This window comes from Paenarthrobacter sp. TE3676, assembly GCF_056279165.1.
This window is the reverse complement of sequence record NZ_JBWBQU010000007.1, coordinates 105,183-117,836: the sequence shown is the minus strand read 5'-3', so window position 1 is coordinate 117,836 and position 12,654 is coordinate 105,183. Positions and strand designations below refer to the sequence as shown.

The window sequence follows — 12,654 nt, the reverse complement described above, 5'->3', positions numbered from 1 at the left end:
TTAAGCGGGCGCAACTAGGAGGAGCACGCATGGATTCTGCACGGACCTTTGAGTCGATTGTCATCATCTTCAATCCCAACAGCACCGGGGACGCGCCTGAGCTGGCGCAGCAACTGCACGACAGGCTGAAGGAGATGCTGACGTATCAGCCCGAAATCACCCTTCAGCCCACGGAGCACGCCGGGCATGCGGTGGACTTGGCACGCGAAGCGGCCTCAAAGGGCGGCGACGTCCTGGTGGTCTCGGTGAGCGGCGATGGCGGCTACAACGAGGTGGTCAACGGTGTGATGCAGGCCGGCAACCCGAGGGCCGTCTGCGCGGTCAGGGCCGCCGGCAATGCGAACGACCATAGCCGGATCATCGCGACTAAACCTTTGGAAGAGGCCATCGCAGAGGGGCATGTCCATAACATTGACCTTCTCCGGATTCACACGGGCCAAAAAGAGAATGAGCCTCTTGAATACGCCCACTCTTATATCGGCTTCGGCCTCACCCCGGTGGTTGCCACTGAACTCGAAAAGGGCAGCAAAGGTGCTCTCAAGGAAATGGTCACTGTTATTCAGACCTTCTCCAAGTTCGAGCCTTTTGGCATCCGCTTGGCTGACGGGAAGCGCCGAAAGTTCGACAGTCTTGTCTTCGCCAACATCAATGAAATGGCCAAGTACGCCACGTTGAGCGAAGCGGAGGACCACCCCTCTGATGGGAAATTCGAGGTGATCGTCTTCCCGCACATGCCTAAATGGCGCACTCTCCTGACTGCATTGAAAGCCACCACCCAAGGCCTGGGTGATCAGCCGAGTGTGAGTAGCTACGAATTCACCACGCTCAAACCGTTGCCGTACCAAATGGACGGCGAAGTGAAGTCCGTTGAAGCCAACGTCAAGGTCACAGTGGAGTGCGCTCCCCGTGCCTTGGCTACCCTCGGTTAGGCCCGTTAGCTGGCGCAGGACGTGGTGACGAAGTCGTAGATCCGGCCTCGCAGTTCGTCCGGCGCCGCGATCTTCAGCAGACCCTGCCGTTCTCCCACCTTGATTCTCAAAGGCAGGAGGGTCCCCACCTTGTCTTCCGCTACAGCATGCGGATCACAACGGGCGGGCCGGATGGTCAGTGGCAGCTCTTGCTTGGCCGTGCCCAGGAGGACGTTCCTGGGCCAGGGGGCAGCGGGGGATTGGGCCAGTAACGTGGTTTCGTCGATCGCCTCAATAGTGAGGCTTTGCGCGTCAGTTCCCGGCGTGGCTGGCGTGATGATCAGGCGTACGACGGCGGTGCGACCGTCCGCAGCCACCTCAAGTCGGGGGTCTAAGACTATGGTTGCGACCTCGGATGCTTCCGCTGCAATGCATAGCTCGCCGGCGTTCCTGGCCAGGATGCCGAAGGGATCTGAGGCGCTGGTGTTCTCCTTCACAGGATCCTTGCCCGGCGCCGCGTAGCCGACCGTGGCCTCAAGTTCCAGTGACTCTCCCTCTGATCTTCCGCAGGAGGCCGTAGGCAAGTCAGCAGGAAGGCTCTTGGGCTGACGGGGTGGTAACTCAAGGCTGCCCGCCGACGGCTGCCAGGATATGTCTCCTTCGAATAGGGGAGAGTGGAGCCGGGCGCTGGTCACTGTGAGGGTCGAATCCGTGGTGTTGGTGAGCTGTATTTCGATGGCTTGCTTGCCGTATTGGTCCCTTGATTGGTTGACCTCCACGGTGATGGGCTGTGCAGTTGCGGTGGTGGGTTGCGTGCCGGCTTCGCCGGAGTCGCATGCGCCCACAAACGGCATGGCCATGGCGAGGGCAAAACCCGCCGCAAGCGAACGCCACGTCCGGGTCATCATGCCATCAGTGTAGGGGCGCCGCTAAGTTGCGCGGTACAAACGACGCCGGCAGTGTTTCATTCCCTGGTTTGTTGGAGCGCCTGTCATATGTGCTCCGGACGCAGTTCTGGCATTCCCCGTTGGTTTGGCATGGCTGTGCAAGAATTCGAGGCATGAATGATCCACGAAGCAGAATTCTTCCGGTTCTCCGCGAGGGCGAGCAATTGTTCTGGGTTGGGCAGCCTGATCCGCGGGTCCACTTCACGAGGGCTGATGCATTCCTCATTCCGTTCAGCGTCCTTTGGGGAGGGTTCGCCGTCGTTTGGGAAGTACTTGCCATTACGGCAGTTAGGCAACCACTGTTCATGATCTGGGGTATACCTTTTGTTCTCGTGGGACTCTATTTTATTTTTGGGCGTTTCGTTATCAAAAAACGCCGGAAAATTTCCACGGTTTATGCGCTGACAAGTTCGCGAGCGATAGTCCGCACGGGAGAGAGGTCCGTAGCGGATTCTCCTGTCATGGGTATGCCAACCAAGGTGGACCGGTCCAGGAACGGCAGGCACATCAGCGTGACTTTTGGATACCAGGGCCTGGCGGGCCTTATGGGTATGTACCAAAACACCGGGCTGGACATCTTCAGCCTTGGGATGGGCCAAACGGTGGCCTTCTACGACGTTAGCGATACTGACGGACTCATGGCTGCTCTGGACCGGGCGCGGGTCGGATGAGCCCTGGCAATGAACGCCGCCTCGATGGAAGGTCAGGCATGAGGAAGTGGGTTCGGCAGCATCCGTATCTGGCGCTGGCGTTTGGTTACTTCATCTTCCTGGTGTTCACGACTGCTACCTGGTTCCTCATCGGCTCCAAAGACCTGATGGATGCCCTGCTCATAGCATTCATCAACACGGTGGTTTACGTCCTGCTGGCGCTGTTCCAGATTCGGAATGTACTTAAGACCAAACAGCGTCTGGAGAAAGACGGCCAATTCAGGGCCTTTATTCGTTACCCCGACTCTCTTCCAGGTTCGCTCAGCGGCATCTGGAACCAAGGCATCGCAGCTCCCGCCGCTGGCACCATCCGATTCCAGCCTGCCGTTTACGACAGTTTGGAGCCGTCGGGACGCCCGACGGAGTTCAGTGTAAAGGAACTTATCCCGGAGCGCCGGAAAATCAGCGGGAAGGACCGCAAGTACATGCCGGCCTACGGGTTTCGAGCCATTACCCTGCTGGCGGACGGAAGCAAGGTGGAACTCGCCGCGAGCCCTGAGTCTTTGGATAGGCTCGTCGATATCGTTAAAAACGAAAGGCGACACTGATGTCATTCCAGGCTTACCTCGACGCTATTGAAGACAAAACCGGGCTCACACCGCGGCAACTGGTTGAAATTGCGGAAACCAAGGGATTCAACGACCCTTCGGTTAAAGCCGGGACCATCCTTGAATGGCTCAAGGCTGACTACGATCTTGGCCGTGGTCACGGCATGGCTTTGGTGCACGTCATCAAGAAAGGGCCAAAGATCGACAGCAAACACGTGGGATCGGACGGGACCCACCGAGACGATTCCGATACGCTCTGGCTGGATGGCAAGGCCAGCAAACCAACTCCCTGAAACGTGCTGGCGAGCCAACACTAAGCATGCTTAGCTTAGTGTCAAGCCATTTTATGATGTGCACGCAGAGAGGATCGCCATGTCTACCGTGACGCAGCTGTTCAAATCCCCTGCCGCTGACGTTTGGAAGGTCATCGAGGATGGTTGGCTCTATTCCGGCTGGGTTGTGGGTGCCTCAAGAATCCGCGCCGTGGATGAGCAGTGGCCGCAGGTTGGCGCAAAGTTGCACCATTCCGTGGGCTCTTGGCCTTTTCTCATAGATGACAGTACCCGGGTGACAAGCATGGAACCTGGCCAAAAGTTGGAGCTTCTCGCCAGGGGGTGGCCCTTGGGCGAGGCAAAGGTGCTGATCACCCTCGAGGACCTCGGAGGCCATCAATGCCGCGTCTCCATTGCCGAGGATGCCGTGCGTGGGCCAGGAAAAGTGGTGCCCAAAGCCCTGCGGGATCCCATGATTTCCGTACGAAACCGTGAGACCCTCAGGCGCCTTGAACTCATGGCTGCGGGCGGGGCTGGCCGGAAGAACTAAAGGCGGAAGCGAGAGCCCTGCCGACAGCCCACTCGCCGGCGTCGGACAGCAACTGGAGGCCGGGTCCGGGGATGGCCGTGGTGACCAGAAAATGGTGCCCCATGGTCAGTTGCCTCCAGCGGAGGCTGGCTGATTAGCGGAAACTGGCATGACCCAGTCAAAGGCCTCAGCTTTGGAACGAGCTCCCTGGGCTGCCTTGGAGCGGTTCGGTTCGCCCAGTTCGGCCAGCAGCTTTTCCGAAAGCGCCACCAGCTTGCCGAAGACGTCCGGACTGAGCCACCCAGGACGGGTCGCGAACAAGATGTCTTCGCTGGAAGTGTTGCCACTGGCACCCGGCGCGAATGGGCAACCGCCCAAGCCACCGAGGGCGCCGTCCACCATGGCAGCACCCGCTTGGATGGCGGCGAGCGTGTTTGCCACGCCCAGGCCCCAAGTGTCGTGTCCGTGGTACACGATCCGCCGGGCAGGGGACTCGTCGCGCACGCGGGAGATGAGCCGCGCTACCTGCGCAGGCACGGCTTGCCCCAGGGTGTCGCAGATGACGATGTCCGTGGTGCCTTCGGCGCGGGGATCGTTGGCGATGGAGAGTATGCGCTCCTCCGGAACGTAACCCTCGAACGGGCAGGTGAAGGACGTGGCAATGCACAGTTGGATCTGGCCATCAACAGCTCGCGCGTACTCGACGGCCTCAGGCAAGGCAGCCAAGCTCTCGTCCGTAGTCCGCCCGATGTTCGCTCTGTTGTGCGAATCCGAGGCAGACAAACAGTACTGGAAGTTCCGCGCTCCGGCGGCGGATGCCTTGGCAACGTGGCCCGGTGTCGCCACCCAAATCCAGCATTTTTCCAGTTCCTCAGGGGTGAGGGCTTGGACCACTTCCAGCGTGTTGGCCATGGTGGGGACCAGGTCTGCGCGGGCCATGGAACCCAGCTCGATCGCGGGCACTCCCAGTCGCAGCAGTTCCCGTACGGTCTCGATCTTCTGCTCCGCAGGTAGGAGCTTGCCGGTGAGCTGGAGTCCGTCGCGCAGGGTGACGTCCCGCAAGAGAACGTTGCCCAGCGTTGAGGCAAGGGGGCTTTCAAAGCGGTTCATGGTCGGAGGGCCTCCTCGCGGCCGGAAGCCGCATCAATCTGTGCGGCATCCATGTTCAGGAGTCCGCCAAGGATTTCTTGCGTGTTTTCGCCCAGGTCCGGGCCCAGGTTCCGAATGGGCAGGGACTGGTCCCCGATCACCGGAACAATGCCCGGGAATCCGACGCCGGGGAGGACTTCCTCGCCTGTGGAAACGTCGAATTTCTGGATCATGTTGCGCGCGGCGTACTGGGTGTCTGTGCTGATATCGGCCGCGGTGTAAATGGGGCCGGCGGGGACACCGGCGGCTTCGAGAGCTGCCAGGGCTTCAGCTCCTGAAAGTGTCGCTGCCCACTCGCCGATTGCCTGATCCAGTTCTTCGCGTTTCGCCCAGCGCCCGGCATTCGTTTGCAGGGAAGGGTCCTCTGCGAGGTCCGGGCGGCCGATTGTCTGCATGTAGCGCTGGTAAATCGAGTCACCGTTGCCGGCGACCACGATGCTCGCACCGTCCTTGCACACGTACGCGTTGGAAGGTGCGATGCCTTCCATCCGGCCACCAACACGCTGCCGGTCCACGCCGTAGGCCTGATAGTCCGGGATCAGCGATTCCATCATGGAAAACATGGCCTCATTCAGCGCGACGTCGATGATGCGCTCGGTGAGCGGCACCGCGCCGGCCGAGTCCCGGCGTCGCGCTTCACGCTGGTACAGGCTCATCATGGAGCCGAAGGCGGCGTACAGGCCCGCGATCGAGTCCCCGATGGAGACGCCCACACGCACCGGCGCTCGGTCGGGGTCGCCCACGAGGTTGCGGAACCCGCCATAAGCTTCGGCAACGGCGGCGAAACCTGGCCGCTCGGACAATGGCCCGGTCTGCCCGAAGGCAGAAATGCGGGTGACGATCAGGTCCGGATTGGCTTTATTGAGGACCTCCGGGCCCAAGCCCCACTTTTCCAAAGTGCCGGGGCGGAAGTTCTCCAGCAGGATGTCGCACTTGGCCACCAGTTCCAGCACAGCCTGCTTGCCTGCCTCCGTGCGCAGATCCAGGACCACGGACTTTTTGTTGCGGTTCAGCGTGCGGTAGAGCATGGACGTGTTGCCCTTGTGCAGGCGCCAGTTACGCAGTTCGTCGCCGGTACCGGGCCGCTCCACTTTGATGACCTCAGCTCCGAAGTCGGCCAGCAGCCTGCCGGCCGTGGGCGCGGCGATGTAGTTACCGAGTTCCAGGACCCGGACGCCGTCCAGAGGGGCGATTGTTTGGTGTGTCATGGTCTTCTTTCGTGCGTGGTGGGTAGGCGGTAAGCGGGGCCGGTCAGAACAGCAGGCTCATGGGCAGGATCAGGAGGATCGCCACCACGGAGGCTACGGACACTCCCACCGTGACCGATTTGAGTGCACCCCTCACACTCTGGCCCAAAAGTGACTGCAGGAGCCAGAACGTGTTGCTGGTGACGTGAACCATGAAGAGCGATCCCGCACCTGCCGCCAGGGCCAGCAGTACAGGGTCAAGTCCAATGGCTGGAGCGATGGGCGCAAGCAGACCGGCCGCCGTGATGGCAGACAAAGTAACGGACCCGACGGCGATGTGCAGCACTGCAGCGATTGCCCAGACCACCAGCAGCGGGGCCACCGTGCTCGCGGAGAAGAATCCGCCCAGAATGTCACCCAGACCAGCAGCCGCGACCGTTGCGGCCAGCGATCCGCCCACACCGGTGAGGATCAGGATCTGACCGCTTTCCTTGAAACCGACCGCGATGGCCTCCTCAACTTTTTTCTGTCCTATAGCCGCGCGGGTCACCAAACAGGTGCCGATAAGGCCGATCAGCAGGGCAATCACGGGCTCACCGAGGAGCTGCAGCCAAGGGAGCTGAATCTCGAAGATCTCCAGGATGGCCCCGGCACCAATGAGGAGCAGGGACGTCAGCAGCGGCGCGAACAGCAGGAGCAGCGGGGCTTCTTTGCGCTCGCGTTCGACGACGGCGACACTTGCGCCGGCAGGCTGGGCGCTTGATGCCGTGGTGCCACGTTCGCTGTTGGTGGTCGGCGTCGATGCCAGGCCATTGTCCGCGGGTTCCTCGCCTTCGCTGTCCTCCTCAGCCACGAACGTGTGGTCCTCGTCCTTGGCCTCATTCCAGAATCCGCGACGGAACAGGAACGTCATGATGGCAATCGAGATGATGATCGTGGGGATCACAAGGAGCAAGCCGAAGAGCAGCATCTTGCCGAGCGGCACATTCAGGAGGCCGGCCAGCGCGAGAGAGGCGACGCCGGGAACGGTGAAAACGATGCCGCATTCCAGCGCAATAGCCATGGCCGTAGCCATTCGTGCCGTGCCGAGCTTGCCGATTTTCGGTGCCAACTTGCGGGCAAGCGGAGCCGAAATGACCAGTAACACGTCGAGGAAGATCGACTGCAGAACCGTTCCGATGGCCAGGCCCATGGTGTAGGGGAGGCGCTTGGGGCCGAACGTTTTGAGGAGGTGTTCCACGAGCCTGCGGATCGCGCCGCTCTGATTGAGGATGGAGCCCATCAGGACGCCGAAAGCGATGAGCAGGCCGACGTCCACCATAATTTCGCCGAAACCGCCGGTGATGGTTTTGACGGTTTCCTCTACGCCGAGGCCCACAGCCAGGCCAAGGTAAACGGACGCGAGGATCAGGGAAATCACCGGGTTGACCCGGAAGCGGACGATCAACAGGACAGCGGCCAGGACCGCCACAGCTGTGTTGATCAGAACAGCAATGTCTGACATGGGGAAATCCGATCGTTGGGCCTTCCACTTTGAAGGCTGAATCTGATGCGGGCATCGTGAGGCAGGCCACATCTCTAATCCCATATTATGAGTTTGAACTCATAATGCAAGCCTTTTTCGGAAACTAGACTCAAGGACATGACCTTTGTGATCCGGCCCGCCCGCCCCGTCGACGCACCTGGCATCCTCGCTGCGGATCTGGATGCCGGGCGCACGGCACCCGCTGACGCCGCGCGATTCGCCGCGAGTATCGGTGCCGCGGTCGCGGACCCCGCACGTCTCGTCGTCGTCGCCGAAGCGCAAGGTGACGCGAATGCGGGAGGAGGGGTCGGCGTCGTGGGTTGGGCCAAAACCCACCACTGGGACTGTGACGACGGCCTTGCGTTGGCCGGGCACTATTTGGGCGGTGTCACCGTGCGGCCGGATTTTCGACGCCTTGGAGTAGCCGCGGAACTGACGGGCGCCCGTATGGCGTGGATTTGGGAGCGGGCTGACCGCGCTTGGTTTGTGGTCAACGCGCAAAACGCGGCGTCGCTTGCTTTGCACCGGAAGTGGGGATTTCGCGAGGTAGCCCGGGGACCTGGATTTCACACGGTAACGTTCGACGGCGGCGAAGGGGTCCTGCTGCAGGCGGCGCGGCCGCTGTCCTGACCCTCGGGGACGCTCTTCAGCCTTAGCATGGTCCTCAGATGCGCCGACCGGGGGAGTGTGTGATGGGGCCGTTGGAATCAATTCAAGCGAGCACGAGGCAGAGTGGGCCGGCCCGAAAGGGATTGCCCTCGAAGACCCACAGGAAGCGGTCTACGCGGCAACGCAAACTCGAGTTGGCGATTTTGCTGGTGCTGATCGTCGCCCTGGCGCTTTCGGCAACGCCATGGCCTTCGGCCATGCTGATCCGAAGTGTTTTTGAGCGCGGGGCGCAGGCAACCATCGACGAAATGACGCCGTACGTTCCGGATACACCACTCCAAACCCAACCTGGCGTCGTGTACAAACCCGGTTCCACCTTCGATGTCTTCAGTCCGGCAGGCACTACTGCGCCACTTCCTACCGTGGTGTGGATTCATGGCGGAGCTTGGATTTCCGGGGCACAGCGAGATGTGAATCCCTATCTCCAGATCATTGCGGCCGAGGGCTACACCACCATTGGCATGAGTTATCCAATTGCCCCCGAGGCCACCTATCCCACGGCTGTGGGCGACATCAATGAAGCCCTTGCCTATATCAAGGCCCATGCCGCCGAGCTGAACGTGGACACCGGCCGCATCGTCCTGGCTGGCGACTCTGCCGGTGCGCAGCTTGCCAGCCAGATGACCACGCTCACCGTTAATCCGGAGTACGCCAACCTGATGGGAATCCAGCCTGCCCTACAGAAGTCGGAGCTGGCGGCCACCATCCTGCATTGCGGTGTCTACGACCTTCGGGCCATGGCGGACCTCAGCGGAATCGTCGCCTGGGGTTTCAAGACGTCCTTGTGGGCATACACGGGCACGAAGGATTGGTCCGCTACGTACGCTGGCGCGACCATGTCAACCATCGATTTCGTGACCGACGACTTCCCGCCGACGTTCATCAGCGGCGGCAACGGCGACGGTCTCACCTGGCTTCAGTCCGTTCCCTACAGCAACCGGCTGAAGGACGCGGGAGTCCCGGTGACCGAGCTCTTCTGGCCGGCTACGCACGAGCCTGAACTGCCGCACGAGTACCAGTTCCACCTGAACTTCGACGAGGCGCGCGAGGCGCGAGACAAGACATTCGACTTCCTCTCCACGCACGCCCCGAGGCAGTAATTGCCGGGAGCAAGGCAGGGTAATTCAAAGTATCTCCATGATGGAACTATTATTGATGTATGACTTCCTCCCCTGAGGCCCTTCCTGCCGCGCGCCAGTCCGTTGTCTTCTGGGCTTCGGCCCTATGCGCCGGGGTTTTGGTCCTTGTTCCGGCGTGGATGCTGATCGGCAATCCTGCGGTGCTGCGTGGTCATCCGCTCCTGCCTGCACTGTTGGAGGTCATTCGCTCGGCGGAGTCAGCGCGAGCACCTTCGCGTTGGGCAATCCGGACGTGGACGGTTTGCTCCTCTACGCCTCCTACCCGTTGGACTCGATGCGCGACCGCGCGGGGCTGCAGGTCCTTTCCATCTCGGGTTCCGAAGACGGACTGAGTCCGCCAGCTAAGATCGACGCCTCCCGCGACTTGCTGCCATTGAATGCCACGTTCGTCGAGATCCAAGGTGGCAATCATTCGTTTTTCGGGAACTATGGACCGCAGCCCGGCGACGGTGAACCCACTGTCGGCCGTGACGTGGCTCAAGGGCAGATCGCCGCAGCCACGGCGTCCTTCCTGGTTCGGGTCTAGGGGCGCCAGGGCCTTCCGGGAATACTTCGGAGCGCGGCCCTGTTCATTGATTTAGATGCAAACGCATGTAAGCTGGATGAACGAGCAACAGGAGAATGCCATGGAAACCCGCCGCATCACCGTACTTTCCGCCGGACTCGGCGTCCCGTCGTCGAGCCGCTTGCTGGCCGACCAGCTGGCCGCCTCCGCTGAGCGGCAACTGCGCGCGGCAGGGTACGACGCGAAGATTGACGTTGTTGAACTGCGCGATCTCGCGGTGGACATCGCCAACAACTTCGTCACCGGCTATGCCGCACCGCGCCTTGCGGGCGTGATTGCCGGCGTCGAGGATTCCGACGCGATCATCGCGGTCAGCCCAGTATTCAGTGCGTCCTACAGTGGTCTGTTCAAGTCCTTCATCGACGTCCTGGACCCGAAGTCGTTGGAAGGCAAAGCTGTGGTGCTTGGGGCTACGGGCGGCACCGACCGCCACCAGATGGTCCTCGACTACGCGTTGCGTCCCCTGTTCAGCTACTTGCGCACCAGGATCGCGGCTACCGGTGTCTTCGCGGGGCCACAGGACTGGGGAAATACCGACGACGGTGCCTCGCCCCTCTCGGTGCGCGTAGACCGGGCCGCGGGTGAACTCGTGCAGCTGTTGAGCGGGCCGCAGCCACGCCGCAAGAACGACTCGCTCGAGTCGCTGCCGTTCGAACAGCTGCTTGCCGGGATCTCAGCAGGCAGATAGGGCGAACTTATTACCCGGTCCGATCGTTGGGGCAAACATGAAGTGTCCTGTGGATTCCATTGACCTGGTGATGAGCGAACGAAGCGGCGTGGAGATCGACTACTGCCCGCAGTGCAGGGGTGTGTGGCTGGATCGTGGGGAGCTGGACAAGATCATTGATCGCGTCGCGGCGGAAACCATCCCAGCTCCGGCCCGGCCCGCCGCCGCGCCGTCCCAGCCTCCTATCGCGCCGCCACCCATCTACAATCCCTTTGAGTCGCGGCCCCAACAGCCGCGGTACGACGAGAGGGACAGGCGGGACTACGACCGGAGGGACAACGATCGTCGCGACGGCTACGATCGCGACCAGTACGGCCGCAAGCGCAAGAAGAAGGAAGGCTTCCTGGGCGACTTGTTTGACTTCTAGTATTTAGTCGTCCAAGAGCTCGATGAACTCGCGGGCCTGCTTGATGTTGATGTCTGAGTGGCGCGTCAAAGCAAGAGCCGCGCCCTCAACGTCACCGCTTTTTGCCAGCGTCCGGATTCGTCCGTAGATCTCGTCGTTGAGCATGTTGCTGCTCACTTCCCGGGTGACATCGCCTTTGCTGACGATCGCCCTGTACCTGTAGGGGAAGCGCTCGGGTTCGTCGTCGTCATCGGCAAGCAAGTCTTTGGGCGTGGCCTCTGGCGTGAACGGCTGGGGGTGCGCCGCGAGAGCGCCGACGGCGTTGCGCGAGGCCCGTAGGCCCTCTCCAGTCGCCTGGAGGTAAAGCTTGATCGCCGCCATGCCCTGTCCTTGGGCAATGAGCGAGTAAAGCTGTCGGTGCTGCTCCTGGTTGAGTTTGGCCGCGGACTCCTGTGCCAGCTCCAGTGGGTCCTTGGGTGCATTCGCCGCTGCGATGCTGGCCTTGCTTTCAGTCGAGCGCTTGGTGAAGGAGCGAATAAGCAGGAGCACGCCCGCAATGACCGCAATGAGGATCAGGAGCGGGATGAGGATGGAATCCATGGCGTTGTCAGAGCCGATCTACGTAGTTCTTGGCGGTAAGTAAATCTGAGTGGGTGGCTTGGCGCAGGACTTTGATGGCCTCGATCTTTTTCCCGCTCCGGACCAGGTTCTGTAGCTCGAAGGCGAGTTGCGGGTTCAGCTGACCATTGGGAAGTACGGCGGGCTGATGTCCCGTTTGGCCGCCTGGGCGCCCTGTCTGGGCTTGGATGGGGGTCCTGGCGTTCTCGGCCTGTTCCCTTTGGCTGGCCACGTTCTGGCTCGGCTTGGTAGTGGCTTCGATTCGAGCGCGGAGGGCCAGCGCTTCCTGCACTTGGGACGCTTGGTGCGCAGCGGAACGTGCCGCTAGTTCCCGCTGATACTTCTCGGCGTCCGAGAGGCCTGTGTCGCGTGGTTTGAAGGCCGCGGTGAGTGCCCACAGCAGGCCCACCAGGACAAGAAGCGGAAGGACAATCGTCAGTACGTCACTAATGTTCATCCCCATGCTTAGAGCTTATGCCAGAAGTTGGTTATCCACAGCACATTCCACTTCCGGCATAGGCTTCTGAGAGAGATGTGTCAAATTAAGGCCCCATCTGTAAGATGCATCACAATTTCGGCATGTTTAGCATGATTTTCCTCGTGCGGATGACCCAGCGGGATGCGGCCTCTGTGGATTAGTTCCGCCCAAATCTTTCTTGGGTCCACAGCTTGTGAAGAGTGTTTCCGCAGGTCAGAGGCTATTTTCCCGTAAAAGAATTTCTCTATCCACAGGGTAACGCACAGTCTGTGCACAACGTGGAGCTTGTGTTCCACAGGTTTTCCACAGGGGGTATCCGGCGCCTGCTGTAACGTGT

16 protein-coding genes are annotated in these 12,654 nt (G+C 61.1%); 10 read left to right on the top strand and 6 right to left on the bottom strand.

Going from position 1 to position 12,654, the window contains the following annotated elements; translation table 11 throughout:
• Positions 1 to 29: 29 nt before the first annotated feature.
• Positions 30 to 929, top strand: a complete 900-nt coding sequence (locus ACZ881_RS17055; RefSeq protein WP_364308563.1) for a diacylglycerol/lipid kinase family protein — start codon at positions 30 to 32, stop codon at positions 927 to 929.
• A 5-nt stretch (positions 930 to 934) separates the two neighbouring features.
• Here ACZ881_RS17055 and ACZ881_RS17050 read toward each other — a convergent pair whose 3' ends face one another.
• Positions 935 to 1,816 carry a hypothetical protein gene (locus ACZ881_RS17050; RefSeq protein WP_476117228.1) on the bottom strand — a complete coding sequence of 294 codons (882 nt, stop codon included), beginning with the start codon at positions 1,814 to 1,816 and terminating at the stop codon, positions 935 to 937.
• A 152-nt stretch (positions 1,817 to 1,968) separates the two neighbouring features.
• Here ACZ881_RS17050 and ACZ881_RS17045 point away from each other — a divergent pair, with 152 nt between their 5' ends.
• The 4 genes from ACZ881_RS17045 (at position 1,969) to ACZ881_RS17030 (ending at position 3,935) form a co-directional block, all read left to right on the top strand.
• Entirely contained in the window at positions 1,969 to 2,526 is a 558-nt protein-coding gene (locus tag ACZ881_RS17045; RefSeq protein WP_476117226.1) for a hypothetical protein, read from the top strand.
• Positions 2,523 to 3,113 (top strand): hypothetical protein, encoded by a 591-nt coding sequence (locus tag ACZ881_RS17040; RefSeq protein ID WP_476117224.1) that lies wholly within the window; start codon positions 2,523 to 2,525, stop codon positions 3,111 to 3,113. Before ACZ881_RS17045 ends, ACZ881_RS17040 begins: the two co-directional genes overlap by 4 nt.
• Positions 3,113 to 3,406 carry a DUF4287 domain-containing protein gene (locus tag ACZ881_RS17035; RefSeq protein WP_054809004.1) on the top strand — a complete coding sequence of 98 codons (294 nt, stop codon included), beginning with the start codon at positions 3,113 to 3,115 and terminating at the stop codon, positions 3,404 to 3,406. Before ACZ881_RS17040 ends, ACZ881_RS17035 begins: the two co-directional genes overlap by 1 nt.
• Positions 3,407 to 3,485: 79 nt before the next feature.
• The gene (locus ACZ881_RS17030; RefSeq protein ID WP_178994601.1) at positions 3,486 to 3,935 is read left to right on the top strand and encodes an SRPBCC family protein; all 450 of its coding nucleotides are present in this window, start codon (positions 3,486 to 3,488) and stop codon (positions 3,933 to 3,935) included.
• Between the two features lie 105 nt (positions 3,936 to 4,040).
• On the opposite strand, the gene ACZ881_RS17025 is transcribed toward ACZ881_RS17030, so the two are convergent.
• Genes ACZ881_RS17025 through ACZ881_RS17015 form a run of 3 tightly spaced genes read right to left on the bottom strand, consistent with a single transcriptional unit; the run spans position 4,041 to position 7,754 of the window.
• The gene (locus tag ACZ881_RS17025; RefSeq protein WP_476117221.1) at positions 4,041 to 5,024 is read right to left on the bottom strand and encodes a beta/alpha barrel domain-containing protein; all 984 of its coding nucleotides are present in this window, start codon (positions 5,022 to 5,024) and stop codon (positions 4,041 to 4,043) included.
• Positions 5,021 to 6,271: a CaiB/BaiF CoA transferase family protein gene (locus ACZ881_RS17020; RefSeq protein ID WP_178994595.1), complete on the bottom strand. Its 1,251-nt coding sequence runs from the start codon at positions 6,269 to 6,271 to the stop codon at positions 5,021 to 5,023. Before ACZ881_RS17020 ends, ACZ881_RS17025 begins: the two co-directional genes overlap by 4 nt.
• 43 nt (positions 6,272 to 6,314) lie before the next feature.
• The gene (locus tag ACZ881_RS17015) at positions 6,315 to 7,754 is read right to left on the bottom strand and encodes a GntP family permease (protein ID WP_178994593.1); all 1,440 of its coding nucleotides are present in this window, start codon (positions 7,752 to 7,754) and stop codon (positions 6,315 to 6,317) included.
• Positions 7,755 to 7,892: 138 nt separating this feature from the next.
• Here ACZ881_RS17015 and ACZ881_RS17010 point away from each other — a divergent pair, with 138 nt between their 5' ends.
• The 5 genes from ACZ881_RS17010 (at position 7,893) to ACZ881_RS16990 (ending at position 11,242) form a co-directional block, all read left to right on the top strand.
• Positions 7,893 to 8,405: an N-acetyltransferase family protein gene (locus tag ACZ881_RS17010; RefSeq protein WP_476117219.1), complete on the top strand. Its 513-nt coding sequence runs from the start codon at positions 7,893 to 7,895 to the stop codon at positions 8,403 to 8,405.
• A gap of 188 nt (positions 8,406 to 8,593) precedes the next feature.
• Positions 8,594 to 9,544 (top strand): alpha/beta hydrolase, encoded by a 951-nt coding sequence (locus ACZ881_RS17005; protein ID WP_476117217.1) that lies wholly within the window; start codon positions 8,594 to 8,596, stop codon positions 9,542 to 9,544.
• A gap of 154 nt (positions 9,545 to 9,698) precedes the next feature.
• Positions 9,699 to 10,109 carry an alpha/beta hydrolase gene (locus ACZ881_RS17000; protein WP_476117214.1) on the top strand — a complete coding sequence of 137 codons (411 nt, stop codon included), beginning with the start codon at positions 9,699 to 9,701 and terminating at the stop codon, positions 10,107 to 10,109.
• Between the two features lie 100 nt (positions 10,110 to 10,209).
• The gene (locus ACZ881_RS16995; protein WP_476117486.1) at positions 10,210 to 10,836 is read left to right on the top strand and encodes an FMN reductase; all 627 of its coding nucleotides are present in this window, start codon (positions 10,210 to 10,212) and stop codon (positions 10,834 to 10,836) included.
• Positions 10,837 to 10,885: 49 nt separating this feature from the next.
• Positions 10,886 to 11,242 carry a TFIIB-type zinc ribbon-containing protein gene (locus ACZ881_RS16990; protein WP_476117212.1) on the top strand — a complete coding sequence of 119 codons (357 nt, stop codon included), beginning with the start codon at positions 10,886 to 10,888 and terminating at the stop codon, positions 11,240 to 11,242.
• Between the two features lie 3 nt (positions 11,243 to 11,245).
• On the opposite strand, the gene ACZ881_RS16985 is transcribed toward ACZ881_RS16990, so the two are convergent.
• Complete coding sequence (locus ACZ881_RS16985) at positions 11,246 to 11,821, bottom strand: hypothetical protein (protein ID WP_091464140.1); 576 nt, start codon at positions 11,819 to 11,821, stop codon at positions 11,246 to 11,248.
• 7 nt (positions 11,822 to 11,828) lie between these two features.
• A complete protein-coding gene (locus ACZ881_RS16980; protein ID WP_476117484.1) occupies positions 11,829 to 12,296 on the bottom strand; it encodes a hypothetical protein in 468 nt (155 codons plus the stop codon).
• Between the last annotated feature and the right edge of the window lie 358 nt (positions 12,297 to 12,654).